The 25,457-nt window shown below is 68.6% G+C and carries 22 protein-coding genes; 14 read left to right on the top strand and 8 right to left on the bottom strand.

Annotated elements, in window-relative coordinates; genetic code table 11:
* Positions 1-245: 245 nt before the first annotated feature.
* Positions 246-1,889: a DEAD/DEAH box helicase gene (locus tag BPODLACK_RS09575; protein ID WP_159405174.1), complete on the top strand. Its 1,644-nt coding sequence runs from the start codon at positions 246-248 to the stop codon at positions 1,887-1,889.
* 18 nt (positions 1,890-1,907) lie between these two features.
* On the opposite strand, the gene BPODLACK_RS09570 is transcribed toward BPODLACK_RS09575, so the two are convergent.
* The 4 genes from BPODLACK_RS09570 to BPODLACK_RS09555 form a co-directional block, all read right to left on the bottom strand.
* Positions 1,908-2,714: a maleylpyruvate isomerase family mycothiol-dependent enzyme gene (locus BPODLACK_RS09570; protein ID WP_159405173.1), complete on the bottom strand. Its 807-nt coding sequence runs from the start codon at positions 2,712-2,714 to the stop codon at positions 1,908-1,910.
* A gap of 205 nt (positions 2,715-2,919) precedes the next feature.
* A complete protein-coding gene (locus BPODLACK_RS09565) occupies positions 2,920-3,393 on the bottom strand; it encodes a hypothetical protein (RefSeq protein ID WP_159405172.1) in 474 nt (157 codons plus the stop codon).
* Positions 3,335-4,909 carry a 4Fe-4S binding protein gene (locus tag BPODLACK_RS09560; protein WP_159405171.1) on the bottom strand — a complete coding sequence of 525 codons (1,575 nt, stop codon included), beginning with the start codon at positions 4,907-4,909 and terminating at the stop codon, positions 3,335-3,337. The genes BPODLACK_RS09565 and BPODLACK_RS09560 overlap by 59 nt, the downstream gene beginning before the upstream one ends.
* A gap of 52 nt (positions 4,910-4,961) precedes the next feature.
* Positions 4,962-5,996 carry an AurF N-oxygenase family protein gene (locus BPODLACK_RS09555; protein WP_159405170.1) on the bottom strand — a complete coding sequence of 345 codons (1,035 nt, stop codon included), beginning with the start codon at positions 5,994-5,996 and terminating at the stop codon, positions 4,962-4,964.
* A 246-nt stretch (positions 5,997-6,242) separates the two neighbouring features.
* Between BPODLACK_RS09555 and BPODLACK_RS09550 the strand changes: the two genes are divergently transcribed.
* Genes BPODLACK_RS09550 through BPODLACK_RS09530 form a run of 5 tightly spaced genes read left to right on the top strand, consistent with a single transcriptional unit; the run spans position 6,243 to position 12,678 of the window.
* Positions 6,243-7,853, top strand: coding sequence for a hypothetical protein (locus tag BPODLACK_RS09550; RefSeq protein ID WP_159405169.1), 1,611 nt, complete (start codon positions 6,243-6,245; stop codon positions 7,851-7,853).
* On the top strand, positions 7,853-8,302 hold the full coding sequence (locus BPODLACK_RS09545; protein WP_159405168.1) for a hypothetical protein: 450 nt from the start codon (positions 7,853-7,855) through the stop codon (positions 8,300-8,302). The genes BPODLACK_RS09550 and BPODLACK_RS09545 overlap by 1 nt, the downstream gene beginning before the upstream one ends.
* Positions 8,299-9,711, top strand: a complete 1,413-nt coding sequence (locus tag BPODLACK_RS09540; RefSeq protein ID WP_159405167.1) for an FHA domain-containing protein — start codon at positions 8,299-8,301, stop codon at positions 9,709-9,711. Before BPODLACK_RS09545 ends, BPODLACK_RS09540 begins: the two co-directional genes overlap by 4 nt.
* Before the next feature lie 17 nt (positions 9,712-9,728).
* The gene (locus tag BPODLACK_RS09535) at positions 9,729-11,864 is read left to right on the top strand and encodes a cation:proton antiporter (protein WP_159405166.1); all 2,136 of its coding nucleotides are present in this window, start codon (positions 9,729-9,731) and stop codon (positions 11,862-11,864) included.
* A gap of 1 nt (position 11,865) precedes the next feature.
* Entirely contained in the window at positions 11,866-12,678 is an 813-nt protein-coding gene (locus tag BPODLACK_RS09530) for a protein kinase domain-containing protein (RefSeq protein WP_006437103.1), read from the top strand.
* Positions 12,679-12,691: 13 nt separating this feature from the next.
* On the opposite strand, the gene BPODLACK_RS09525 is transcribed toward BPODLACK_RS09530, so the two are convergent.
* Complete coding sequence (locus BPODLACK_RS09525; protein WP_159405165.1) at positions 12,692-14,152, bottom strand: serine/threonine protein kinase; 1,461 nt, start codon at positions 14,150-14,152, stop codon at positions 12,692-12,694.
* Positions 14,153-14,203: 51 nt separating this feature from the next.
* Positions 14,204-14,536 (bottom strand): hypothetical protein, encoded by a 333-nt coding sequence (locus tag BPODLACK_RS09520; RefSeq protein WP_006437101.1) that lies wholly within the window; start codon positions 14,534-14,536, stop codon positions 14,204-14,206.
* Positions 14,537-14,699: 163 nt separating this feature from the next.
* Between BPODLACK_RS09520 and BPODLACK_RS09515 the strand changes: the two genes are divergently transcribed.
* Genes BPODLACK_RS09515 through BPODLACK_RS09485 form a run of 7 tightly spaced genes read left to right on the top strand, consistent with a single transcriptional unit; the run spans position 14,700 to position 21,745 of the window.
* Entirely contained in the window at positions 14,700-15,563 is an 864-nt protein-coding gene (locus BPODLACK_RS09515; protein WP_006437100.1) for a universal stress protein, read from the top strand.
* A 26-nt stretch (positions 15,564-15,589) separates the two neighbouring features.
* Positions 15,590-16,036, top strand: coding sequence for a redox-sensitive transcriptional activator SoxR (soxR, locus tag BPODLACK_RS09510; protein WP_006437099.1), 447 nt, complete (start codon positions 15,590-15,592; stop codon positions 16,034-16,036).
* A gap of 37 nt (positions 16,037-16,073) precedes the next feature.
* Complete coding sequence (locus BPODLACK_RS09505; RefSeq protein ID WP_006437098.1) at positions 16,074-17,081, top strand: patatin-like phospholipase family protein; 1,008 nt, start codon at positions 16,074-16,076, stop codon at positions 17,079-17,081.
* Positions 17,078-18,289: an MFS transporter gene (locus BPODLACK_RS09500; RefSeq protein ID WP_159405164.1), complete on the top strand. Its 1,212-nt coding sequence runs from the start codon at positions 17,078-17,080 to the stop codon at positions 18,287-18,289. Before BPODLACK_RS09505 ends, BPODLACK_RS09500 begins: the two co-directional genes overlap by 4 nt.
* The gene (gene arcA, locus BPODLACK_RS09495) at positions 18,279-19,532 is read left to right on the top strand and encodes an arginine deiminase (protein WP_159405163.1); all 1,254 of its coding nucleotides are present in this window, start codon (positions 18,279-18,281) and stop codon (positions 19,530-19,532) included. Before BPODLACK_RS09500 ends, arcA begins: the two co-directional genes overlap by 11 nt.
* A 10-nt stretch (positions 19,533-19,542) precedes the next feature.
* Positions 19,543-19,920, top strand: a complete 378-nt coding sequence (locus BPODLACK_RS09490) for a GntR family transcriptional regulator (RefSeq protein WP_006437095.1) — start codon at positions 19,543-19,545, stop codon at positions 19,918-19,920.
* Positions 19,921-19,951: 31 nt separating this feature from the next.
* Positions 19,952-21,745, top strand: coding sequence for a BCCT family transporter (locus tag BPODLACK_RS09485; protein ID WP_159405162.1), 1,794 nt, complete (start codon positions 19,952-19,954; stop codon positions 21,743-21,745).
* A 6-nt stretch (positions 21,746-21,751) separates the two neighbouring features.
* On the opposite strand, the gene BPODLACK_RS09480 is transcribed toward BPODLACK_RS09485, so the two are convergent.
* Positions 21,752-23,335, bottom strand: a complete 1,584-nt coding sequence (locus BPODLACK_RS09480) for a dolichyl-phosphate-mannose--protein mannosyltransferase (protein ID WP_191834842.1) — start codon at positions 23,333-23,335, stop codon at positions 21,752-21,754.
* 38 nt (positions 23,336-23,373) lie between these two features.
* Between BPODLACK_RS09480 and rsmI the strand changes: the two genes are divergently transcribed.
* A complete protein-coding gene (gene rsmI / locus BPODLACK_RS09475; RefSeq protein WP_096273523.1) occupies positions 23,374-24,276 on the top strand; it encodes a 16S rRNA (cytidine(1402)-2'-O)-methyltransferase in 903 nt (300 codons plus the stop codon).
* Here rsmI and BPODLACK_RS09470 read toward each other — a convergent pair.
* The gene (locus BPODLACK_RS09470) at positions 24,200-25,447 is read right to left on the bottom strand and encodes a helix-turn-helix domain-containing protein (protein ID WP_096273525.1); all 1,248 of its coding nucleotides are present in this window, start codon (positions 25,445-25,447) and stop codon (positions 24,200-24,202) included. The genes rsmI and BPODLACK_RS09470 overlap by 77 nt on opposite strands.
* Positions 25,448-25,457: the final 10 nt, after the last annotated feature.

The raw sequence follows: 25,457 nt of genomic DNA, 5'->3' as shown, positions 1-25,457 counted from the left end.
CGCGTAGTGTCGATCGCAGTGTTGCACCCATGACGGGTTGCATCAACGCGTCGTAGAACGCTTCTCTCGCAGGTCGGGGCCCACTCAGGTGGTCGCCGGGTCGGACTTCAGATGTCCACCGCCTGCCATTGACTTCATACGGCGAACGAGCCCGCGTACCCGCGTGTTCGCCATCGGCACCGACCATCGGCAGTGAACTGTCGTCCTGCTCGCGTGCCACGCACAGGAAGAGCTCTGCTCACATAATGACTGCTGTCCTCGAGACCCCCTCGGCACCTGCAAACCAGGTCGCCGACACCACTCCCGCCGACACCACCGCTCCCCAGGTTTCCTTCGAATCCCTCGGCGTACCAACCAAACTGGTCCAGGTCCTGGCATCGCAGGGCAAGGCCGACGCCTTCCCGATCCAGGCCGACACCCTGCCCGACACCCTCGACGGCAAGGACGTCCTCGGCCGCGGCAAGACCGGCTCGGGCAAGACCCTCGCCTTCTCCATCCCGCTGGTCGCCGGACTCGCCGAGATGCAGGTCAAGCGCTACGTCGGTGCCCCCACCGGCCTCATTCTGGCGCCGACCCGTGAACTGGCCACCCAGATCGCGGCTGTCGTCGAGCCGCTCGCGGCCGCCGTCGGCCTCACCGTCACCACCGTCTTCGGCGGCGTCAAGCAGACCCGCCAGGAACAGGCCTTCCGCCGCGGCGTCGACATCGTCGTCGCTTGCCCGGGACGCCTCGAAGATCTCATGCGCCAGGGCATCGTGAAGCTGGACGAGGTGGAGATCACCGTCATCGACGAGGCCGATCACATGGCCGACCTGGGCTTCCTCCCGGTCGTCACCAAGCTCCTCGCCGCCACCCCGGCGGAGGGTCAGCGGATGCTGTTCTCGGCAACCCTCGACAACGGCGTCGACAAGCTGGCCAAGCGCTTCCTCGACAACCCGGTCCTGCATTCGGTCGACTCCGCCGAGTCGCCGGTCGCCGCCATGACCCATCACGTGTTCGAGGTGTCGTCGGCGGGCAAGGCCGACCTCGTCGCCGAACTCGCTTCCGGCGCCGGTCGCCGAATCCTGTTCATGCGCACCAAGCATCAGGCCAAGAAGCTCGCCAAGAAGCTGAGCGAACAGGGCATCCCGGCCGTCGACCTGCACGGCAACCTCAGCCAGGCCCAGCGCGACCGCAACCTCGCCGCCTTCGGTGAGGGAGACGTGCGCGTCCTCGTGGCCACCGACGTCGCCGCCCGCGGTGTGCACGTCGACGGCATCGAGCTGGTCGTCCACGTCGATCCGCCCGCCGAGCACAAGGCCTACCTGCACCGTTCGGGCCGCACCGCGCGCGCCGGCAGCTCCGGTGACGTCGTCACCGTGTGCCTGCCCGAGCAGCGTCGTGAGGTCTCGCAGCTGCTCCGCAAGGCCAAGATCAAGGTCACCCCGAAGCAGGTCGACGCCAAGGCCGGCGCCGTCGACGAGCTCGTCGGCGAGCGGGCCCCTCGCGTGTCGGCTGCCGAGCGCGCGGCCGCCGAGGCGGCCCGTGGTGGCCAGGGTGGTCGTTCGCAGGGTGGTCGTTCTCAAGGCGGTCGTTCGCAGGGTGGTCGTTCGCAGGGTGGTCGCCGTGGCGGACACCCGGGGCGTTCGCGCGGCGAGGGTCGCGGCAATGGCGCCGCCCGCGGTGAGAGCCGTGGCGGGGTACGCGGTCAGGGCGGCGAGAGCCGCGGGGGCGAGCGCCGGTCGGGTGGACAGCGTGCCACCGACGGCCGCTCCGCCGGTCAGTCCCGTTCGGCGGGACAGGGTCGCTCGGCGGCTCAGCCCCGTTCCGGCGACCAGCATCGTGCGGGTGGACGTTCGCAGGGCGGACGTCGCGCCAGCCGTCCGGCCGGTTCGCCGACCAACCGCTGAACCGAACCAACCGCTGAATCAGGCGGGTAAGAACTTCTGAGCAAGCCGTGGCGCAAGCCACGGCTTGCTTCCCCATGCGAATGCCCGGCCGGTCAGCGCCGCCCACGTGGGTGAGAGCCGGCCGTAACCGATCAGCAGCGCCGCGGCGGGGTCGACGCTGACGTGGACTTCGGCGCGTCGGGGATCGTCGGGGTTGATGATCAGCTCGCCGTCGGTGAACTCGTAGAGGTAGCGCTCCGAACACCCGCGCAATCGGATGTCATAGGTGCCGTCGTGTCCCGCCGCTGCCGTCGGGTCCACCCAGCTCGGCAGCACCTGTTGTCGGCCTCGGATGATCATCAGCACCACGTCGGGCTCGACCCACCACCGCGCGCCCACCGCACGCGCGATGTCGTGCCCGTGCACCACGAACTCGCCGATGAGGATGCCCAGCGCGGCGTCGGCCCGGATGAGCCGGTCGCCGTCGAACCGCATCTTCGGTACCTGGGCATTGAAATGCGAGACGGTGTCGACCAGGATGTCGAGGCCCTCTCTCAGCTGGCGCGCCAGCACCGAGACGTCACGGGTCGGCAGGTTCGCGATCTGTTTCGCGTTGAAATCCGGGACGTCGATCGCCTGTCGGCACCATTCGCCCTCGCCGCGCGCGAGCGCGAGAAACCGGGCCGGCGCCAGGGCGACGTGCCCCAGGCAGTCGACCAGCGTCCAGCCCGGCATATCCGGCAGACGCGTCTCCGGCTCGTCGACCCCCTCGACGAGTTTCAGAAAACGTTCCCCGGTGGTCAGCGCGGCGTCGGTGTAATCAAACCTCGAGAACATCCCCGTCACGCGTGGTTCCTCCCCCCACATGAGGCGCAAGAGTACTCGTGCGCACTGCGACGTGCGAGACCTCGTTCGGAATCGTGTGCAGTTACAGTGCCTATCTGGCACGCGCACAATGTCATACGGGATTCTCTCGCCGTGATCTCAGGTCTGGAGTCCAGCTTCAGGGTGACTCACCAATCGGACGAAACCGACACGGGCGGGCCCCGGTTTATGGGTTCTTCGCGGCCACGATCGCCGCACGCACCGCTTCGAGGCACTCCGCGCCGTGTGGCTCGCCGACGCCGAGGTGATAGCTGCCCGGGCGACCGTCCTGACCGGCGAAACCGGTCACCGCGAACCCGTCCGCCGACTCCGGTGTCTCGACCGACGCGACGGCGAGCGGCACCGACAGCGCCGAGATCCCGCGGTTCGCCCCGGAGACGACGACCAGCAGGTGCGTCGGGTGCAGTGCGACGAGCGTCTGGTGCTCGGAGTCGGGATCGGCCGGGTTGGCGCGCCGCCCGAAGAGCTTGCCGGTCAGCGACGAGGACGGCGGATTGATGCTCCGGGTGATCCACGCGGGCAGGTCATCGGTGATGGTCAGCTGCCGCGACTCGGCGTGGTCACGCAGCGCCGCCGCGAGGTCAGCCGGAAGAGCGGACAGATCGGCGCGCACGGTGGTGCGCTGGTACGCGGGCCCCATGGTCGATCAATCTATCCGAGAGCGCGCCCTCTTCGAGATCTGCGAGCAGCGAGGACACGGTCTCCGCCGAGTCGGTCTTGTTGGTGCCGATGAAGCCCGACGGTCCACGCTTGATCCAGCCGGTCACGTACGTGCCCGGTACCTGTTCGTCGCCGTCGAAGACCCGCCCGGCGCGATGCGGGATGACGCCCTTTGCTTCGTCGAAGGGCAGGCCCGGTACGGGGACGCCGCGGTAACCGACCGAGGTCAGCACGAGTCCGGCCTCGAGGGTGGCGCTTTCACCGGTGGGTTCGATCACGGTCGCGCCCGCGTCGTCGACGATCACCCGGTTGCGGCCGACGACGACACCGTTCGCGCGTCCGTCCTGCCCGCGCACCTCGAGCGGAGAACCGAAGAACGCCAGCCTGATCCGACGCCCCTCTGGTTCACCGGCAGCGGCGCATTCGGCCAGGATGTCGAGTTTGGCGCGGATGGTCGCGTCGAGTTCGCCGTCCACCGGAGGCGACTCGAGATCGGCGGGATCGACCGTCACCGCGACACCGGAATCCACCAACCCGATCAGCTCGGGCAGCGTGAATGCGGCGTGGACGGGTCCGCGCCGTCCCAGAACGACGACCTCGCGCACCGACGACCGCTGCAGGGCGGTCAGTGCGGCCGGCGAGATGGGCGTGTCGGCGAGTGCGGCAGGGTCGGCGACGAGGATGCGTGCCACGTCGAGTGCGACGTTGCCGTTGCCGATGACCACCACCCGGTCGGTGGACAGGTCGACGTCGAGGTCGGTGAAGTCCGGATGGCCGTTGTACCAGCCGACGAACGACGTGGCGCTGGTGACGCCGGCCTGCTCGATCCCCGGCAGGTCCAGCGTCTTGTCGGTGGGGGCGCCGACGGCCCAGATGACGCCCGAATGACGTGCCCGGAGGTCGTCGAGCGTGATGTCGCGTCCCACCTCGGTGTCGAGCAGGATCTCCAGATTCGGGTTGCGCGCGATGTCGTCGAACAGGCGCATCACCTTGCGGGTGTGCAGGTGGTCCGGGGCGACACCGAAGCGGGCGAGACCGAACGGCCGGTCGAGGCGTTCGTACATCGTCACCGAGACCTGGGGATGGCGCAGCAGCTCGTCGGCGGCGTACATCGCCGACGGTCCGGAGCCGACGATGCCGACCGACACCCGGCGCTCGACCGCGAGTTGCCGCGGACGGTCGATCGGGGCGAGAGGGAGTCGTCGTGCGGGGTCCACGGGGAAACGCGCCGCACCGTCGACGGTGTCGCGGTATTGCAGAGCGTTGACCTCGGCGAACCGTTCCTGGCCGTCGGGCAGGCGATGGCCGGGCACGATTGCGCCGACTGGGCAGGCGCTGACGCATGCCCCGCAGTCGACGCAGATCGCCGGGTCGATGTAGAGCATCTCGGCGATGCCGAAGTCGGGTTCTTCCGGGGTGGGGTGGATGCAGTTGACGGGGCATGCGTAGACGCACGACGCGTCGCCGCAGCACGCCTGGGTGACGACGTGAGGCATGAGGGTCGGTTCGCTACCTGTGTGGAGGAGGGCGGATCAGGCCGGTGGGGGGTCAGGCTGCCGTGTAGGTCGGTTCGCTGCGGAAACGCGAAGGGCGACCGCTGATTCCGAGTGCACGCCAGAGCAGGCGCGACACCGGGTTCATCAGTCCGCTCTGGTCGGCGAGCATCCGGACGTCTCCGAAAACGTTGCGCAGGAAGCGCTTCGACTCCTCGGACCGCCAGAAGATGTCTTTCATGACCTCACGGGGGACGTCGAATTCCCGGGCGAAGGAACGTGGCGGCACCACGATTGCACCGCACAGGATGCGCATCGTCAGCGGCAGCATGAGTGACAGCAGGAAACGCTGGAAGCGGTTGCGCTGCGGGACCTGCTCGCGGATGAAGTGATGCGCGAACGAGATGTGACGCGCCTCTTCGGCGACGTGCAGCTGCATCACCGCGGCCATCGTCGGGTGCAGGCGGGCGCGGGTCCGCAGGAAGTCCTTCTGGATGTGGTCGATCGGTTCCTCACCGCCGAGTACGCCGAAGAAGAACACGATCGGGAAGACCGTCGACACGAGCGGGACGAGCGGCGAGATCAGCCGGTACCCGATCTTCGCGCCGGGAACGTCCATGCCCACGCGGTTCACGAACTCCTGGAACATCAGGGTGTGATTGCACTCCTCCTTGGATTCGTGCGTGGTGTACCGGAACTCGCGTGCGCCATTGGGGAGGGAGAAGCTGTACTGCATCAGGCCACGGATGAGCACCGACTCGAACTGCAGGCCGACCTTGGCGACGTTGGCCTGACGCCACATGCCGATCTCGATCTGCTTGCTCTCCGGCAGCTGCTGGTACCAGGGGTGACGACCGATCGGGTCGACCTCGTAGGAGAGGATCCAGCGCGGGTCGTCCGCGGTGATCGCCATGTGCGGCGCATCCCAGTCGATGTCGACGTAGGGGTCGAAGTTGCGGTGCACCGAGGCCGCGGACAGGTCGTCGAGCACCTGGCCGTAGTCGTGTTCGGAGCCCGTTTTATCGGGTTCGGGAACGTAGCGCGAGGGTGCGTCGCCGGTGGTGTTCGGATTCGTCAATGCTTTGGTCATCGTCGCGTCCTTCGAGGTGGGCCGGGCCATGTGCGGGTGGCCACAGCAGATGAGTCGAACGTATTTCGACGCTCCGCTATTTGTCAACACTCGATGTCACGTTCCGTGGTCCGACCAGGTCCGGTTCGCCCGCTGACCAGCCGAGACGGACGTAATTCGTTCGGCTGGTTTCACACGGTTGCGGACCGCTTCGCGCGTTAGAGTTACCGCACAATCCGTGCCACCCGACCTCATCGGAGGAAAGCGATGTCCCGTCGTGTCCCGTACGCGCCCGGTCCGCCGCCGCGCGCTCCACGGCCGGGACCCGGCGGCCTCGGGGACCTGACACCCGAACTCGTCGAGACCGACGTGTGGACCGACGCCATGGTGCAGGCGGCGGGCATCCCGGTCGTCGACGTCCCGTTCGTCACCGTGGGTTCGGGGATCGGTTCCTTCGTGACCGTCGACTATCTGCGGATCTGTGGCGTTCCGCTCGACCAGATCGCGGTCCTCGGTCCGCAGGACGTGCCGTGGCGCAGCTACGAGTACCTCACCCGGGTGTCACAGATCCCGCGGGGCGAACGGCTGCGGTCGGATTCGGCGTCGACACCCGACAACATCTGGGGATTCCCGTCGTATGCGGTCCGCGAGGCGTGGGCCGACAAGCAGATCAAGCCGCTGTGGAATGTGCTGGTGGAGCCCGTCTTCGCGAACTTCTACACCCCGAGAGCGGGGCAGGCGTTCGAGTCGATGGAGAAGGAGTGCCGGCGCATCGGCTATCTGAAGTCGCTGCACCGCGGGCAGGTTCGCATGATCCGACGCCGCGCGGGCGGCGGCTACTTCACGATCCTCACACCGCCGCAGGGGAGTTCGCCGACCAAGCGGGTCGCCTTCCGCAGCCGCTGGGTGCATGTGGCGATCGGCTATCCGGGAATCAAGCTGCTGCCGGACCTGCAGGCGTTCCGCGAGACCTATCGCGACGCCAGCAAGGTCGTCAACGCCTACGAATCGCACGAACACGTCTACCAGTCGCTGCAGCGCAAACCGGGCACCGTCGTCATCCGCGGCGCCGGGATCGTCGCATCCCGTGTGCTGCAACGCCTGATCGACGACCGTGATGCGCTCGGCCTCCAGACGCAGATCGTGCATCTGTTCCGCACCTACTACGACAAACCCCACGGACCGCACATCTTCATGCGGCGCAAGGGCAAAGACGGGTGGGCCTACCAGGGCTTCAACTATCCGAAGTCGGTGTGGGGTGGGCAGCTCAAGGCGCGCATGCGCAAACTCGAGGGACACGAACGCGCCGAGGCCTACAAACAGATGGGTGGCACCAACACCCCGGTCCGCGACGACTGGCAGGAACAGCTCGCGCGCGGACGCCGGGAAGGGTGGTACCGGGTGGCGGTCGGCAGGGCCGAGAGCCTGGTGCCGGGTCCGGGCGGCCAGGGCGTGGTGACGACCGTGCGCGTCGACCCGCACGCCCCGATCCGACAGGAACACCGGCCGGACGGCACCTTCGAGCTGTACGCCGACTACGTCATCGACTGCACCGGGCTCGAGGCCGACGTGCGCGAACACCGGTTGCTGCGAGACCTTCTCGACCACACGGGCGCGGGGATCAACCCGGTCGGCCGGATGGACGTCGAACGCGACTTCGAGCTGAAGGGCACCCGCAACGGCGACGGGAAGCTGTACGCATCGGGCAGCGCCACACTCGGCGGGTACTTCCCGGGTGTCGACACGTTCCTCGGTCTGCAGATCGCCGCGCTCGAGATCGTCGACGATCTCGCCCGGCAGGGATTCTGCAAGCGCCTCACCCCGTGGCGGTCGACCGCCCAGTGGTGGCGGTGGATGAACAACAAGGGAGTCGACTGATGCTGCCCACCCTGTGGGGACGGATCCAGACCCGCGTGCTGGTGCTCGGCATCCTCGGCGGGTTGTGGACCATCGTCCTGGTGCCGTTCCTGTGGCTGATCTCCTCGGGTGATCCCACGATCTTCGACGTCTACCGCGTCGCTTTCACGGTGTTGTTCACGGTCATCGTGCTCGGTGTCGCCTGGGAGTTCGTCTACCACTTCCTGCAGCAATTCCGCTGGGAGAAGGACTGGCCCACCCTGTTCGGGCTGCTCACCGCGATCAACGAGGGCATCGTGGTGTGGCTGGTCATCGACGTGACCGGGCTGCTGCCCGAGGAGCTCCGGCCGTCGCCGTTCGTGTTCGCGGTCCAGTTCGTCACCACCTGGATGCTGGTGTGGGTGGCGGTCAACGGTCCGCTGCGAGTGATCTTCCCGCACTGGCGATTCCAAGGAGGACGGTTCCTGTGACCAGTCCGGGCGACATCCCGAGCGTGACACCCACGGTGACGCTGATCCCCGGTACCGGGATCGTGATCCGCAAACCCGCATTCCTCTGCCTGATCGCGGACACGGTGCCGGCCGCGTTCATCACCGACCTCCTCGACATCGAATCAGCGGTTTCGGTACCGGATTCCGCGCCCCGGCGCGGCCGTCATCTCGTCCGCGCGCTCGCGCAACTCGTGCTGACCGCCGACGAGCAGATCGACATCGCCTTCGCCGCACCCGACACCGTCGGGATCGCGATCTTCCTGTCGGGCAGGGTCTACGGGGAGACCGACGGCAAACGGATCGAGCCGCCTCCCGGCGAGACCTACGACAAGGCCGTCCCGTGGCCCTTCGAGGGGCTCGGCCTGTACCTCGAGGGGACCGTCCCGGCCGAGGTCGGAGAGGAACGATTCGACCTCGTCGACGGTGTCGTCCCCGCCTCCGGGGCTCTGCTGCACACGCCACTGGGTTTGCGCGGCACCGAATTCCATCCGCTTCCCGCCTCGTCGCGGATCCCGGCGCCCGAGCCGGAACCGCAACCCGAGGCGGAACCGCGGCCCGAGGCGTCCGCGCCGCAGCCCGAACCGGAACCGCAGCCCGAACCGGAACCGGACCAGATGGGGACGACCGAGCGGATGCGACCGGACGTCGACGAACTGTCGACGCCGGCGCATGCCGCGCCGGTGGCGGAGCCCCTGCCGTTCACCTCGACCCCGCTGGGCGGGACCCCGGTCGGGCAGCCGGGGGCCGGTGATCCACTCCCCACGGAGCCGATGCCGGCCGCGCCCGCGGTCCAGCAGTCGCCGTTCGCCCAACCCGACCCGTTCGCCGAACATGTCGAACCGCGGGCCCCGTTGCCGAAGGAAGAGCATCAGCGGCCCGCGACCGAGGTCGTGAAGATCGAGGCCTCACGGGCCAAGGTGCACGGAATCCGATGCTCCCGAGGTCATCTCAACCACCCGCAGTCGTGGCTGTGCGGGGTCTGCGGCATCCGGATGGATCAGCTGACGACCTTCCTCGTGGAAGGTGAGCGCCCGCCGCTCGGCTGGCTCCTACTCGACAACGGCTTCACCTTCCTGCTCGACGAGGACCTGGTCATCGGCCGCGAACCCGGATCATCCGGCGGTGGACGGGCCGGGAGCCCGAAACCGATTCGCGTCCAGGACGAGACCGGACAGCTGTCGCGCCGCCACGTCGAGATCCGGCTGGTCGAGTGGACCGTCCAGCTCGTCGACCTCGGTTCGGCGAACGGCACGTTCGTCGCCGACCCGAGCAGCGGGAACCGGGAGGTGCGCCTGCTCCCGCATCGTCCCCATGTACTGGTTCCGGGGTCGCATGTGCGTATCGGAGGACGCCACTTCATCTTCGAGTCGCACCATGCCCGAATCTGAGACGGCCAGGACCTGACATGGACAAGCACACGGTTGCGTTCCTTCTCCTGGATGTCGCGGTCATCATCGCGGTCGCCCGCGTCGGTGGGATGATCGCCCGTGCGGTGCGTCAGCCGGCCGTCGTCGGTGAGATCGCGGCCGGAATCGCGTTGGGGCCGAGTCTGTTGGGTCTCCTGCCGGGAAACTCCGACGAGTGGTTGTTCCCCGAAGAGGTGCGGCCGCTCCTGGGTGGGCTCGCGCAGATCGGTCTCGTGCTGTTCATGTTCATCGTCGGTCTCGAACTCGACATGCGACTGACGCGAGGTCGTGAGCGTGCGGCGGCGAGCATCTCGGCGTGCTCGATCGTGCTGCCGTTCGGACTCGGTGCGGCACTGGGGCTTCTGCTGTACCCGTCGCACGACACCGTCGGCGGAGTCGAGATCGAACGGCTCGGGATGGTCCTGTTCATGGGCGTCGCGATGTCGATCACCGCCTTCCCGGTGCTCGCCCGCATCCTCGCCGACCGCGGGATGATGCGGACCGTCCCCGGTGTCTTCAGTCTGGCCGCGGCCGCGGTCGACGACATCCTCGCGTGGACCCTGCTCGCGTTCATCATCGCGATCATCGAGGGCGGTGATCCGCTGGAGGTGGCCAAGATCGTCGGGATGACCCTGGTGTACGCGGCGGTCATGTTCGGCATCGTGCGCCCACTGCTGGTCAAGCTGGTCGAGTGGCGGGACTCGGCGGGACGTCTCAGCCCGGACATCCTGGCGGTCATCCTCATCGGCGTGTTCCTGTCCTCGGCGGTCACCGACGTCATCGGCATCCACCAGATCTTCGGTGCGTTCATGTTCGGCGCGGTGATGCCGAAAGTCGGTGCCGAGCAGTTGCACCGGGAGATCCTGGAACGGCTCGAACAGGTCAGCGTGCTGCTGTTGCTGCCGATGTTCTTCGTTGTCACCGGCCTGAGCGTGGACCTCGCGGGCATCGGGCTGTCGGGGCTCTGGCAGTTGGGTCTCGTGCTGGTCGTCGCGATCGCCGGCAAGTTCCTCGGCGCCTACGCGGGTGCGCGGGCCAGCGCGATACCCACGCGGCAGAGCGCGGCGATCGCCGTACTCATGAACACCCGGGGTCTCACCGAACTCGTGATCCTCTCGGCGGGACGCGACCTCGGCGTCCTCAGCGACGACCTCTTCGCGATGCTCGTGGTGATGGCGCTGGTGACCACGGTGCTGACCGAGCCGCTGCTCCGCCTGGTGTATCCGGACGTGGTGGTGGCGAACGACATCGCCGCGGCCGAGCGTCGAGCGCTGGCCGCCGCGACCGCACCGCGGGTGCTGGTGGTCCTGCGCGATCCCGGCGGCACGGTCGACGACCTGCGTGCACGGCACCGCCGGTTGCTCGATTGCACAACGGGTTACGACGTCGTGCTGGCGGGTCTGCTCACCGCGACGGACAGCCCGGCGAAGCGCCTCGAGGTCGGGGTGCCGGTGGTGCCCGACTTCGCGGCCATGGCGTCGGCCGTCGAGAAGCTGAACCTGCTCGGTGCCTCGCTGACCGGGGCCGGGTCGGTGTCGGTTCTGTGCCGGTTCAGCGCCGACCCGGCCACGGACCTCGACGCGATGACCCGAAACGCCAACGCCGACGTGATCGTCATCGACGCCGCCGATCGCGAGCTCGGTGAGATGCTGCGGGCGGCGCCGGTGGCGATCGTCGACGAGAACGTGTCGGCGGGTGTGGGACCCGGCCGCAGCGTCATCACCTGCGTGGTCGCCGACAACCGCAGCGGCCGCACTGCCGCCGTGGTGGGGGCGGGTCTGGCATTGTTCGGGTCGCGATCTCTCACGATCGTCTCCGCGGGCTCCCGTCGCCGGTGGCTCGCCGACCTGAGACCCGTTGTCGACCGCGGGGTCCGGGTCTCCCTCGTCGAACCGAAGCGTCACCGCGGTGAGGACGGCGCCTTCACGGTCGCCGCCGCCGACGACGCCACCCGCGGGCGTGGCTCGGACACTCCGGTGATCGTCGTCGACAACACCGAGACCAGCGAAGAAGCCCTGGGGGACCGGATGGCCACGCTGTACGCCGAGTCTCCGGCATCCGCCGACACCGCCGCGAACGCCACCGACACCACGCAGACCACCGACGCCGGATCTGCCGCGAAAGAGAGGCACTGACATGGCCACTGTCGAGATCCCGCAGCAGCTCGCGGATTTCACCGTGCTCCAGAAGCTGGGAGTCGGCGGCAACGGAACGTTCTATCTCGCCGTACCCCCCGCACGGCTGGGCCTGTCGACCGATCGCGTGGTGGTCAAGGTCTTCAGCGGCGTGTGCAGCGACGACGCCTACCGCCGAGGCGTGCGCGAACTACGTGCGTTCGCCGCGGTCGCCTCGCCCTACCTGGCCGGTCTGTACGACGCAGTTCTCCAGGGCCAGTTCATGTATGCGATGGAATACTTCCCGCTGGGATCACTCGGCACACCCGCGCGCCCCCTGAGCCGGGACGAGCGGCTCGCCGCGGTTGCCGACGCGGCGCGAGGCGTCGACGCCCTGCACGAAGCCGGCATCGCCCACGCGAACATCACGCCGTCGAGCATCATGGTGACCGAAACCGGCGGGAAGATATCCGATCTCGGGCTCGCCCGGGTTCTCGCGGCGGACGAACCGATCACGAGCTTCGCTCAGCCGGGTGCGGTGCAGTACATGGACCCGGCGCTCCTGGCGGGCGATGTGCCGTCCCGCGCGACGGACATCTGGTCACTCGGCGCCTGTCTGCATCGCGCGCTCACCGACGAGGGGGTGTACGGCCAGGTGCCCGACACCCAGCCGTTGCTGGCGATCCGAGCCGCCCTGTCGACGCCACCCGCACTGTCGGAGAACCTGAATCGGGACGAGCGCACGCTGATCGCCAATTGTCTTGCCCTGGCCGGAAGCCGGCCGTCGACCGCGCTGCAGGTCGCCGAGCGGGTCGACGCGCTACGGGGTCGGTGAGGCGGACCGTCGCTCAGCCGAGTGGTGCGGTGCGCCACCAGGCGTCGAGGATCTGACGACCCGAATGACCGGGCCACGTGGTGATCACCGTGTACGGCTCACGCGCCGGCGCGACGAAATTGGTGACGACCCAGCCGTCGGCGAGACTGTCCCGGCTCGACGACGCGGGACCGTCCCGCCACTGGATCTCGTCACCCGGATACCCCTCGAGCGCTGCGGTGACGGTGTCCCGTGCGATGGGTGTGGCCGTGTGCCAGACGACGTAGGTCACCTGCTCGGCGTCGGAGCACGTGATGGCGTCGAGGCCGTCGCGGAACACGGCCTCGCAGGCCGCATCCCGCCAGCCCTGCTGGTCGGGAGAATCGGGCAGCAGTCGCGGAAAGGCGTCGGCGATCGGCGCGACCGCCGGCGGCCACGGTGGTGGCGCGTTGCGGGCGCCGAGGACGATCACCGTGCCCACGCAGATCGCGACCACCACGAGCGCCACCACCAGTGGCGTGAGTGTCGGGCGTCGCGGTGGCGTGTCGGGTCTGTTCTGACGTGTCGGATGGTGGCCGGCGACGAGTTCGGTCGGCCGATCGGGATTCCACGCCGGCTGGAAGGCCCGCGGCGGTGAGCTGATCACCTCGGTCGGTGGCTCCCCGTCCGTGTGAGTCAGGTGGAGGGCGAGGTCGGCGGCCCGGACGAACTCCGCGCAGGTCCGATAGCGGTGATCGGGCTGCGGATCGAGAGCGCGGGCGAGCGCCGAGTGGAAAGCGGGGGATACCGCTCCCGTAATACGGTGTCTGGCAACCGAAGTGGTGCCGCTGAGCAGCTCGACGAGAATTCGGCCGACTGCGGCGACATCGGTTTCCGGGTGCGGGGTGTCCTCATCGTGGGCGGGTGGCGTCAGGCCGAAACCGCGCAGGGTGACGGCACCGGGGCCGGCGATGTCGGAGGCGGTGATCTCCGACGAAGCCGAATCCGGGCGGGCCGAGATCAGGATGTCGGCGGTCGTGAGGCCGCCGTGGACCAGCCCGCGGCGATGTGCGGCGTCGAGGGCGTCTCCGACGGCACCGATGATGCGCACCGCCAGGTCGATGTCGATGCCGTCGGGATGGCGTCGGATCAGTTCGGCGGCGTCGGTGGCGGGTATCGGCGCCGTGGCGACCCACACCCGGCCGTCGGTCAGTCCGTGGCCGGCGATTCGGGCGATCGCGGGATGTCTGGCGCCGGAAGCCAATTCATTGGAACGTGCGAACCAGTCACGAAAACGTGGATCTGCCGAACGCGCCGGGTCGACCACGGTGAGGACTACGGGTTCGGGTCCGGGTGGGCCGGAGGAAGGGGGACCCGACTGCACCGGGACCGCGCGACAGGTCGTGCTCACCGCGGATTCGTGGAGCACCCGTTCGATGCGGTGACCGGCGACCACCGAGCCGGGAACAACCGAGCCTCGCGCGGGCGAATCGCCGTGACTGGCATCGAAGGACACGCTTGGCTCCCGGTGGTCTGAGAGCTCGAATTGTACCGGCCGGGGCCGGCGCTATTCGGTGTTCGACTCGAACAGCACGGGTGCCGAATTGAACAGCATCACGATGAAGAACACCAGCAGGAACCAGGACCCGCCCTGCCACAGTTGCCATCGGCCACCGGCTTTCCAGACCCGGTACGTCCGCACCAGCATGGCGATCGCACCGATCAGGACCACGACCGGCGCGACGACGAAGAGTGCGTTCTGGAGAGACTGCGACGAGGCGTGTGCGACGATGAGGAGACCGAGACCGAACGCGACGGTGATGGCGATGTGGATCACGATCGCGCGAAAGTCGTTGTTGCCGTTCTTCGGTGTCGGGGAGTTCGGCGTCGGGGAGGTCATGATGACTCCCACGCTACACGCCGCTCGATACCCGGTGAGAAGGACTTAGTGCTCATTGCTGCCCGCGGTCCGCGGGAGCAGGATGAAGTGAGGACCGGCCCCCGGCCGGAGTTTGACGACCGGCCCCGGCCGGGGTCGTGACCAGAGGAGATGAGCGAGGGACATGAACGCGATACTCGTCGGTGTGGACGGTTCCGAGGCGGCCGAAGGCGCGGTGCGGTGGGCGGCGAAGGCCGCGGCGGCGGAGCGGCTCGATCTCAAGATCGTCGGTGCCTATGACGCGAGCACCAGCGACTACGCTCCCGGACTGATCATTCCGCAGGACGTCATCGACGCCATCCGTCAAGACGCGTCGGACGCAGTGCATGCCGCCGCCGCCGTCGCCAAAGAGGTTGCGCCGAACGTCAGCGTCGCGACCTCGATCGTCGACGGTGACGCTGCCCGCGTGCTGCTCGAGTTGGGCAAGGACGCTGCGATGATCGTGGTCGGCACGCGCCGGCTCGGCAGCGTGAAGGGACTGTTCCTCGGTTCGGTGAGCATCAGCGTCGCGGCCCACGCCCACGGCCGGGTGGCCATCGTCGCCGCCGGGGGATCGGACACCGGGCCGGTCGTGGTCGGTGTGGACGGATCGCCGATCAGCGATGTCGCGGTCGCCGAGGCGTTCCGGCAGGCGTCGCTGCGCAACGCGCCGCTGGTGGCCGTCCACACCTGGACGCCGCTGGACGCCGACGCCCTGCACGGCTACGGGATCGGGCCCGAGGAGGTCCAGCGGATGACCCAGGACGCGGTCGAGGTGCTCGCGGAGCGACTGGCCGGATACGCCCAGGACTACCCGGACGTCCGCGTGGAGCGGCACGTGCTGCCGGAGGAGCCGGCGAAGGCGCTGCTGGACGCGGCCGGTACCGACGCCCAGCTCATCGTCGTCGGCAGCCGGGGACGCGGCGGATTCCGCGGACTGATGCTCGGCTCGACCAGCCAGAAGGTGATGCACCAGGCCGAGTGCCCCGTGCTGGTGGTGCGCGGCTGACCAGGTGAGCTGCCTACTATCGACCCATGACGCTGAAGAGACTCGAGCTCTCGGTCGGGGAGCTCGCGCAGCGCGCGGGTATCGCGCCGTCGGCGGTCCGGTTCTATGAGGAACAGGGACTGATCTTCAGCCGGCGGACGGCCGGCAATCAGCGGCGCTACCACCGGGCGATGCTGCGGCGGGTGGCGTTCATCCGTGCCTCACAGGTCGCCGGCATCCCGTTGTCGGTGATCGGGGAGGTGCTCGCCGAACTCGGTGACCACGAGTCCCCGTCGAAGTCGATGTGGGAGGCGGCGTCGAAACGCTGGATGGACGACATCAACCATCGCATCTCCCTGCTGGAGAACATGCGCGACATGATCGGCTCCTGCGTCGGGTGCGGATGCTTGTCACTCGGGGAATGTCACCTGCTCAACCCGGGAGACGAACTGAACAAACTCGGTCCGGGACCGCGTCGTCTCATGACCGAGTGAACGGGAGTCGAGAAACCGTCGGCGGTAGGGTTGCGGCATGGCTCGACCGTCGCGCGTGGCGCTTGCTCTGGGAAGTGGCGGCGCTCGCGGATACGCGCACATCGGGGTGATCGCCGAACTCGAGGCACGTGGCTTCGAGATCGTCACGGTCGCCGGATCGTCCATGGGCGCGCTGGTCGGGGGCCTGTACTGTGCGGGCAAACTCGACGACTACGTCGACTGGATCTCGGGACTGTCGCAGCTCGACGTGGTACGGCTGCTCGACGTCTCACTCACCAAACCCGGCGTCATCGGAGCCGAACGCATTCTCACCCGTGTGCGGGAGATCCTCGGCGACACCGTGATCGAGGATCTGCCGATCCCGTTCACCGCCATCGCGACCGACCTGTTCGCGGGTCGCGCCGTGTGGTTCCAGCGCGGCAATCTCGCCGACGCCCTGCGTGCATCGATCGCGATCCCCGGCGTGATCAGCCCGCATGAGCACAAGGGACGGCTCCTCGCCGACGGCGGCATCCTCGACCCGGTGCCCGTCGCACCGACCTCGGGCGTCCCCAGCGATGTGACGATCGGCGTGATCATCGGCTCCGACGGCGGGCCCGAGACGGGTGCCAGCCGGCAGTCCAAGACGAAAGGCCTGCTCCGACGCAACGTCGCGCCGATCCTCGACAACGAGTTCGTGCGCTCGGTCCGTGACCGCTTCGGTTCGGAGGCCGGTGACGTGGCGGGGACCGAGGGGGCCGACGAGATCGCCCCCGCTGCCACCTCCGACGAGGAGGGAGCTGTCGTGGTCGACACCGGCGCACTGTCACCGGACGCCGCCGGCGAGCCCGGCCGGATGGGTCGCGTCGAGGTGCTCAGCCGGTCGCTCGACATCATGCAGGAGGCGTTGACCCGCTATCAGGTGGCCGGTTATCCGCCCGACGTCCTGATCCGGGTGCCCCGTCGTGCGGTGCGGACCCTGGACTTCCACAAGGCCGCCGAGATGATCGACATCGGCCGTGAACTCACCGCCAAGGCCCTCGACGACCTGCCCGAGATGCCATGAGGCAGATCCCTCGCGGCATCTGGGTGCTGCTGTCGGCCAACGTCGTCATCGCACTCGGCTACGGGTTCATCGCGCCCGCCCTCCCGAGTTTCGCTCGCGCCTTCAACGTCTCGTTCACCGCGGCCACCGCGGTGGTCTCGGCCTTCGCCGTCATGCGGCTGCTGTTCGCGCCGACGGGCGGACGACTCGTGTCGGTGTTCGGCGAACGGCGAATCTATCTGACCGGACTCCTCATCGTCGCCGCGAGCACGCTGGCTTGTGCCTTCGCGCAGACGTATTGGCAGTTGCTGGTGTTCCGCGGCCTGGGCGGCATCGGATCGACGATGTTCAGCATCTCCGCGATGGCCCTGCTGATCCGGATGGCGCCCAGCGACATTCGCGGGCGGGTGTCGGGCTTCTTCTCCGCGGGTTTCCTGATCGGCAGCATCACCGGACCGCTGATCGGCGCGGCCCTGGTGGGTTTCGGCCTGCGCGTGCCGTTCGTCGTGTACGCGGTCGCGCTTCTGGTCGCGTCCGCGGTCGTGGCCACCCAGCTGCGCGAGGTGATCGCCCCCGACCAGGCCGAGGGGCCGACGGCCGGACTCATCGGCTTCCGGACGGCCTTGCGCGACAGTGCCTACCGGGCCATCCTCGCGTCGAACTTCACGCAGGGCTGGGCGTCGATGGGTGTGCGGGTCGCGGTGGTTCCGTTGTTCATCACCGAGGGACTCGGTGCAGGCGCCGGTATGGCCGGGATCGTGCTGGCGATCTATGCCGCGGGCAACGTGCTCGCGATCCTCATCGCCGGTCGCCTGTCCGATCGGTTCGGCCGTCGGCCGATCATGCTGCCGGGTCTGACGATCACCGTCGTCGCCACCATCGCACTGGGATTCTCGCCCAACGTCCCCGTCGCGCTCGCACTGTCGGTGCTCGCCGGTGTCGGTTCCGGTCTGTTCGCGCCGACTCATCAGGCGGCCCTCGCCGACGTCCTCGGCAATCGTCAGCAGGGCGGATCGGCGCTCGCGGCGTACGGGATGTCCTCGGACCTCGGTGCGGTGACCGGGCCGGTCATCGTCGGATTCGTGGCCGATCGGGTCGGCTTCGGTCCCGCGTTCGTGCTGACCGGTGTGGTCGCGGCGATCGCCCTGGTCGCGTGGCTGTTCGCCCGGGAGACCGCGCCTGCGGTCGTCGGTCAGGGTCCGGCGTTACGGTTGAGCGATGACGCGTGAGGGGCAGCAGGACACCGCGGGCGAGTGGGATTACGCTCTGGGGGCGAACTCGGAGGTCGGCACCCTGCGCGCGGTGATGCTGCACCGCCCTGGTGACGAACTGCGGCGCCTCACCCCGCGCAACAGCGATCAACTCCTGTTCGACGGCCTGCCCTGGGTCGACCGTGCGCAGGAGGAACACGACGCCTTCGCCGAGGTGCTGCGCGATCGCGGTGTCGACGTCTACCTGCTCGGCGACCTGCTGACCGAGACGATCGCACACAGCGGGGCCGCCCGCATCCAGGGGATCGCGGCCGCGGTCAGTGCGCGACGTCTGGGATCTCATCTCGCCGAGGATCTCGCGAGGCACCTGCGGGGACTCGCGCCCGCGGAACTGGCCGACGTCCTGATGGCCGGTATGACGTTCGACGAACTGCCGATCACGCCGTCGGCGGAGCGGTCGTCGCTGGTCCGCCGGATGCATCACGGCCCCGAGTTCGCCATCGAGCCGCTGCCGAACCTGCTGTTCACCCGCGACAGTTCGTTCTGGATCGGGTCGCGCTTCGCGATCACCTCTCTCGCGCTGCCCGCGCGAGCGCGAGAGACGTCTCTGACCGATCTGATCTACGCCCATCACCCCCGTTTCACCGGTGCCCGACGCGCCTACGAGTCGCAGGTCGCGCCGGTCGAGGGCGGCGACGTATTGCTCCTCGCGCCGGGTGTCGTCGCCGTCGGGGTCGGCGAGCGCACCACGCCGGCCGGGGCGGAAGCGCTGGCGCGCAGCCTCTTCGACGACCATCTCGCCCACACCGTGCTCGCCGTGCCCATCGAGCAGGCGCGGGCGTTCATGCATCTCGACACCGTCTGCACCATGGTCGACACCGATGCGGTGGTGATGTACCCCAACATCCGCGACCACATGTCGGCGTTCACCCTGTCCCACGACGCGGCCACCGACGCCGTTCACGTGACGGGGGAACGGCCTTTCGTCGAGGCGGCGGCCGAGGCCATGGGGATCGGCAAACTCCGCGTCATCGACACCGGTCTCGACCCGGTGACCGCCGAGCGCGAGCAGTGGGATGACGGCAACAACACGCTCGCGTTGTCCCCGGGAGTCGTCGTGTCCTACAACCGGAACGTGGAAACCAATCGCCGCCTGCGTGATTCGGGGATCGAGGTGATCGAGATCGAAGGCCGCGAACTCGGCTCGGGTCGCGGTGGGCCCCGGTGCATGTCGTGCCCGCTGGCGCGTGATCTGTTGTGAGGGGACGACAATGACCACATCGCTGCTGGCCCATCTGACCGTCGACCCGGCATCGGACCGGCCACCGTTCGAGCAGGTGCGGCTGCGTATCGTCGAGCTGATCGCCGACGGCACGCTGCTCACCGGTGAACGCCTGCCGACCGTCCGGGCCCTCGCCGCGCACCTGGACCTCGCCCCCAACACCGTGGCCAAGACGTATCGCGAACTCGAGGCGGCCGGCGTGATCGAGACGCGCGGACGCTCGGGTTCCTTCGTCAAGGCGGGGCGCCACGACGCGCAGGACGCCGGTTTCGCGGCCGCGTCGACGTACGTCGGGACCGCCCGTGAGCTGGGACTCGACGACGACACGATCGTCTCGATGGTCCAGCGGGCGTTGCGCGCGACTTGAACAGACGCGCCGACGTTGCTTTGGTGGGGTAATGACAAGTGAACAGACAGCGACGACTCGTCGCGCGCGAGATGGCCAGCGCCGGCGTGATCGGGGGAGTCGGCCCGGGAGCCCACGGATCGATCCGGTGGTCTTCTCGATCACGGCTGCACTCGTCATCGCGTTCGTCGTGTGGGGCATCGGGGACAAGGACAGCCTCAACTCGACCACCGGTGAGATCCTGAGCTGGATCACCACCAACCTCGGCTGGCTGTTCATCCTCTCCGCAACCGGATTCGTGATCTTCGCGGTGTATCTGGCGGTTTCCAAGTACGGACGAATCCCGTTGGGGCTCACCGGGGAGAAACCTCAGTTCCGTACCATCAGCTGGATCGCGATGATGTTCAGCGCCGGAATGGGAATCGGCCTGATGTTCTTCGGTGCCTATGAACCGCTGTACCACTTCGCAAGTCCGCCACCGGAGATCGATGCCGGCGATGTCCGGACGGCAATGGCGACCACCATGTTCCACTGGGGTTTCCATCCGTGGGCGATGTACGCCGTCGTCGGACTCGCCCTCGCCTACAGCACCTTCCGGCTCGGCCGGACGCAGCTGATGAGCGCGGTGTTCACGCGTCTCCTCGGCCCACGCGTCTCGCACGGTCCCGCGGGCAAGCTCATCGACATCCTGGCCATCTTCGCGACCCTGTTCGGCACCGTCGCCTCATTGGGCTTGGGCGCCTTGCAGATCGGTTCCGGTCTGGACAAGGTCGGCTGGGTCAACGAACCGACCAAGCTCCTGCTGGTCGCGGTCATCGCGATCCTCACCGCAGCGTTCGTGGCCTCCGCGGTGTCGGGTATCGCGCGCGGCATCCAGTGGCTGTCGAACATCAACATGGTGCTCGCCGTGGTGCTCGCGGCCTTCGTGTTCGTCGTCGGACCCACGATCTTCATCCTCAATCTGCTGCCGACGACCCTGGGCGCCTACGCCACCGACCTCACCACCTTCGCGGGCCGTTCGGACGCCACGGTGACCTCCGACGCGGGCCGGCAGTGGCTGGCCGACTGGACCATCTTCTACTGGGCATGGTGGGTGTCGTGGACGCCGTTCGTCGGCATGTTCCTGGCCAAGATCAGCCGGGGCCGGACGATCCGTGAGTTCGTGATCGGCGTCATGGTGGTGCCCACGACCGTGTCGCTGGTCTGGTTCTGCGTGTTCGGCGGCACCGCGATCCGGCAGCAGACCGACGGCGTCCTCGACTTCGACCCGGCCACGGCGGCGAGCGAGGACACCCTCTTCGACGTACTGGCTCACCTGCCGTGGACCGGTGTCGCCTCGGCACTGGTGATGGTGCTCGTCGGGATCTTCTTCGTCTCCGGAGCCGACTCGGCCTCGCTCGTGATGGGCACCCTGTCCCAGCGTGGCGTCGAACATCCCTCGCGCGCGCTGACGGTGTTCTGGGGCGTGCTCACCGGTGTCGTGGCGGCGTTGCTCCTCGCGATCAGCGGTGACGACGCACTCGACGGCATCAAGACGATGGCCATCATCGCCGCCTTGCCGTTCGTCGTGGTGATGATCGGCATGTGCCTGTCGCTCTACCTCGACCTCCGGCGCGACCCGCTGATCGTGTCTCGTCACGTCTTGTCGGCTCAGGTCGATCAGCACGTCCGCGAACAGGCCGTGGCGATCGCCACCGGTGAACTCGAGTCGATCGACGCCGACGCCGTCAAGCACCTGGAGAAGATCGATCCGGGCTACGTCGAGCAGGTCGGTACGGGTGTCGCCCACCCGCTGGGCGAGGCGCACCACGCCGACACCGAGGCGGGCGTCGAGCCCCAGAAGTAGTCGCGCTCAGCCCCAGCTCGGCAGCCAGATCTGCTGCCGCCAGAGTCCCGGCGAGATCGGGGAGGCGGTGAGGATCGGCCACAGCCACACGAAGTTGGTGACCACGAGTGCCACGTAGACGGCGACCACGATGATCGACAGCACCCGGCGCTCGGGTCGGGCGCGGGCCGTGGTCGCCGTCGAGCGCAACAGATCGCCGCAACACAAGGCGAGGCCCATGACGAGGAACGGGGCCAGGGCGGTCGCGTAGAAGAAGTACATCTGGCGGTCGAGGGACAGGAACCACGGCAGGATGCCCGCACCGTAGCCGACGAGCACCGCCGCGTAGCGCCAGTCGCGGCGGACGACCCACGACCACAGACCCCACAGCAACATGGGCAGTGCGAGCCACCACAGGGCGGGCGGTCCGATCAGCATCTGGGCGCGGACGCACTCGCCCCCGCCGCACTGATCGGGGCCGTTCTCGAGTGCGTAGAGCATGGGGCGCAGGCTCATCGGCCAGGTCCACGGCTTTGATTCCCATGGATGGTGATTGCCCGCGGAGTTGGTCAGTCCCGCATGGAACTGGAGAATCCCGGCCTCGTAGTACCAGAGCGACCGCCACGCTCCCGGCACCCAGGCGAAGGTGCCGCCGGTGCCGATCGCATTGCCCTCGGAATAGCGGTAGACCGCGGTCTCGCTGTTGAACCACGGGATGTAGGTCAGGAAGTAGATGACGACCGGCATCACCGCGAGGCTCGCGCCGGCGGGCACGACGTCACGGACGATCGTGCCGATCCCCGGTCGCCGCACGTGGTACGCGCGCCGCGCCGCGACGTCGAAGCCGATCGCGAGGACGGTGAAGAAGATGACGTAGTAGACGCCCGACCACTTGGTTCCGCAGCTGAGTCCGAGCATCACCCCGGCGGTGAAGCGGTACCAGCGGAATCCGAGCCGTGGACCGAACCGGCTGTCGTCCATCCGGCCCTCGAGGTAGACGCGGTACATCCGCTCGCGGACCTGGTCGCGGTCGGCGAGGAGCGCGGCGAAGGCGGCGACGATGAACAGGGTCTGGAAGATGTCGAGCATCCCCATCCGGGACTGCACGAACAGCACCCCGTCACAGATCGCGAACACGCCGGCGACGGCACCGACCAGAGTCGACCGCGTGAGCCGGCGCACCGCGCAGTAGACGAGGACGACGATGAGGACACCGGAGATCGCCGGCGCGACCCGCCAGCCGAGCGGACCGTACCCGAAGGCGGCCTCGGAGGCGGCGAGCATCCACTTGCCGACCGGAGGATGCACCACGAGCCCGTATGCCGGATTGTCCTCGATCGAGTTGCCGCCGGTGAGGACCTGCCATCCCTGCGGCACGTAGTGCTTCTCGTCGAAGACCGGCGTGCCCTTGTCGGTGGGGTGACTCAGGTTCCAGAAGCGGGTGAGGGCGGCGATGAGAGCGGTGACGACACCCACCACCAGGCCGCGACCACGGTCCGGGGCACCGAACAGCGCCGCCGGGACCTCCGGTCCCAGACGACGAGGCGGGACCGCCGCGGGGACCGGGACACCGACGGGCACGGCGGTGTCACGCGCGGCGGTCATGGTCACCCGCTCGATCCTAGTGGGCCCTCGTAAGCTGGCTGACGATGAATGCCGCCCAGCCCGACACACAGTCCACCGACCACCTCCGGTCTGCCGTGCCCGGGACGAGCGGACGGCTGGTGCTGGCCGCCACCCCGATGGGACAGGTGGACGATGCGTCGCCCCGGCTGAGGGCGGCGCTGCAGACGGCCGACATCGTCGCCGCCGAGGACACCCGCCGCACCCGGTCGCTCGCCGCCGCGCTCGGCGTCGAGATCGGCGGACGCGTCGTCAGCTACTACGACCAGGTGGAGGCCGCCCGGACACCGGGCCTCGTCGAGGCGATCGCCGGCGGTGAGACGGTCCTGCTGGTCACCGATGCCGGGATGCCCTCGGTCAGCGACCCCGGCTACCGGATCGTGGTGGCCTGCGCCGAGGCGGGTCTGCCCGTGACGGCATTGCCGGGACCCTCGGCGGTGACGACGGCACTCGCGGTGTCGGCGCTGCCGTCGGAGCGGTTCTGTTTCGAGGGCTTCGCGCCACGCAAGCCGGGTGCCCGTGCGGAATGGCTGCGCGAGCTGATCGCCCAGCCGCGCACCGCCGTCTTCTTCGAGTCGCCGCACCGGCTGGCGGACACGCTCGCCGCGGCGGCCGAGATCCTCGGACCCGATCGGCGCGGCGCGGTGTGCCGGGAGATGACGAAGACCTACGAGGAGGTCCGCCGCGGTGGTCTGGCCGAACTGGCCGAGTGGGCGGCCGGCGGCGTCAAGGGCGAGATCACGGTCGTCATCGCCGGCGCGGTGGCCGCCGAATCCGACATCGACGAACTGGCCGACCGCGCCGAGAAACTGGTGGCGGGCGGGATGCGGCTCAAGGATGCCTGCGCGGAGGTCACGCAGGGTTCGAGTGCCTCGCGACGCGACGTCTACCAGTCGGTTCTCGATAGGCGTCGAGCTGATCCGAGCTGACCCGCAGCTCGACGCGCGGCGCCAGCCGGTAGGGCCGGCTCGAGACGAGCGCGCCGACCACCCGGCGCAGGCGCGACAACTCGGCACGCACGCTCACGGTGTGGTTCTGGTCGCCGAACAGCAACTGGCTCAACTGCTGTGAGGTGAGTCCATGGTCGCCCGCGTCGGCCAGCAGCAACAGGATCTGCGCGTGGCGCCGGGTGAGCACCGTACGCCACGGGTCGTCGTCACCGGTGACCGTGATCGTCGGCTCGCCGTCGAGGTCGAGTTCGGCGATGACCGGACCCGAGGGGCCTGCCGGACGCACGAGCCAGCCCATCCCGAGTCGTTCGACGACGCACATCCCGAGTCCGGGCACGAACTGACGCATGTCCACCGTCGGCGCGGCGACCCGGACCGGCGGCGTGCACCCGCGGCCCTCGGCCACCCAGCCGTCGTCGTCGATGAGTAGACCGGGCCCGTGCAGGCCGGCGAGCTGGGCACGGCCGTAGTAACGGAGGTCGGCGAGGGTGCGCTGATGGGCGAGAGTCACCTCGTGCTCGCTCAGTGCCGCCAGGGCGTTCGTGAACGCCGAAGCCGCGGGCTGCATCTGCATCGCCGGTCCGGCCAGCCCGGCGACCGCGACCATCTCACCCGTGCGCGGATCGTGGACCGGCGTCGCGGTGCAGTACAGCCCGTGCAGGGATCGGCTGTAGTGCTCCGCGCCGAAGACGCGGCTGGGTCGCCGGTGGCGGATCGCCAGGCCCACCGCCGTCGTCGCCGCGGAATCCTCATCCCACCGGCTTCCCTCGACGAGGCCGAGCCGGTTCGCCTCGGGCAGCACCGCGCGCGAGCCGCCACGCCACAGCATCACCCCGTCGGTGTCGAAGATGCCCAGTGCCATCAGCGGGTCGTCGGCCGACTGGGCGAACACCCGCTTGAGAGAGTCCACCGAGTGGCGGAGCGGATGCGCGGACCGGCGGGCTTCGAGCTCGTCGCGGTCGATCCGTCCGCGGTGGTGGTCGTCGAGCGTGGAGGGATTGTCCGCGGCCTTCACCCGGGTCCAGGACTCGGCCACTTCATCCGCGAATCGGGGAGGCGGCGTCGCACCCGACATGATCGCCTCGCGGTCGCGATTGATCTCCCGGGCCAGCTCCGTGAGATCGGTGGTCGTCCGGATGGACAAAGTCATGGGAGAAATA

It is taken from the genome of Gordonia sp. YY1 (genome assembly GCF_009872315.1).
GTDB lineage: Bacteria > Actinomycetota > Actinomycetes > Mycobacteriales > Mycobacteriaceae > Gordonia > Gordonia amicalis.
The sequence above is the reverse complement of the archived record's forward strand: the minus strand, read 5'-3'. Positions and strand labels throughout refer to the sequence as shown.

Bases quoted from the DNA above. Each gene is read 5' to 3' on its own strand.
- BPODLACK_RS09575 (WP_159405174.1), top strand. From the start codon at position 246: ATGACTGCTGTCCTCGAGACCCCCTCGGCACCTGCAAACCAGGTCGCC.
- BPODLACK_RS09565 (WP_159405172.1), bottom strand. From the start codon at position 3,393: ATGGGGCCCGCGTACCAGCGCACCACCGTGCGCGCCGATCTGTCCGCT.
- BPODLACK_RS09560 (WP_159405171.1), bottom strand. From the start codon at position 4,909: ATGCCTCACGTCGTCACCCAGGCGTGCTGCGGCGACGCGTCGTGCGTC.
- BPODLACK_RS09555 (WP_159405170.1), bottom strand. From the start codon at position 5,996: ATGACCAAAGCATTGACGAATCCGAACACCACCGGCGACGCACCCTCG.
- BPODLACK_RS09550 (WP_159405169.1), top strand. From the start codon at position 6,243: ATGTCCCGTCGTGTCCCGTACGCGCCCGGTCCGCCGCCGCGCGCTCCA.
- BPODLACK_RS09545 (WP_159405168.1), top strand. From the start codon at position 7,853: ATGCTGCCCACCCTGTGGGGACGGATCCAGACCCGCGTGCTGGTGCTC.
- BPODLACK_RS09535 (WP_159405166.1), top strand. From the start codon at position 9,729: ATGGACAAGCACACGGTTGCGTTCCTTCTCCTGGATGTCGCGGTCATC.
- BPODLACK_RS09530 (WP_006437103.1), top strand. From the start codon at position 11,866: ATGGCCACTGTCGAGATCCCGCAGCAGCTCGCGGATTTCACCGTGCTC.
- BPODLACK_RS09520 (WP_006437101.1), bottom strand. From the start codon at position 14,536: ATGACCTCCCCGACGCCGAACTCCCCGACACCGAAGAACGGCAACAAC.
- BPODLACK_RS09515 (WP_006437100.1), top strand. From the start codon at position 14,700: ATGAACGCGATACTCGTCGGTGTGGACGGTTCCGAGGCGGCCGAAGGC.
- soxR (WP_006437099.1), top strand. From the start codon at position 15,590: ATGACGCTGAAGAGACTCGAGCTCTCGGTCGGGGAGCTCGCGCAGCGC.
- BPODLACK_RS09505 (WP_006437098.1), top strand. From the start codon at position 16,074: ATGGCTCGACCGTCGCGCGTGGCGCTTGCTCTGGGAAGTGGCGGCGCT.
- BPODLACK_RS09500 (WP_159405164.1), top strand. From the start codon at position 17,078: ATGAGGCAGATCCCTCGCGGCATCTGGGTGCTGCTGTCGGCCAACGTC.
- arcA (WP_159405163.1), top strand. From the start codon at position 18,279: ATGACGCGTGAGGGGCAGCAGGACACCGCGGGCGAGTGGGATTACGCT.
- BPODLACK_RS09490 (WP_006437095.1), top strand. From the start codon at position 19,543: ATGACCACATCGCTGCTGGCCCATCTGACCGTCGACCCGGCATCGGAC.
- BPODLACK_RS09485 (WP_159405162.1), top strand. From the start codon at position 19,952: ATGACAAGTGAACAGACAGCGACGACTCGTCGCGCGCGAGATGGCCAG.
- rsmI (WP_096273523.1), top strand. From the start codon at position 23,374: ATGAATGCCGCCCAGCCCGACACACAGTCCACCGACCACCTCCGGTCT.
- BPODLACK_RS09470 (WP_096273525.1), bottom strand. From the start codon at position 25,447: ATGACTTTGTCCATCCGGACGACCACCGATCTCACGGAGCTGGCCCGG.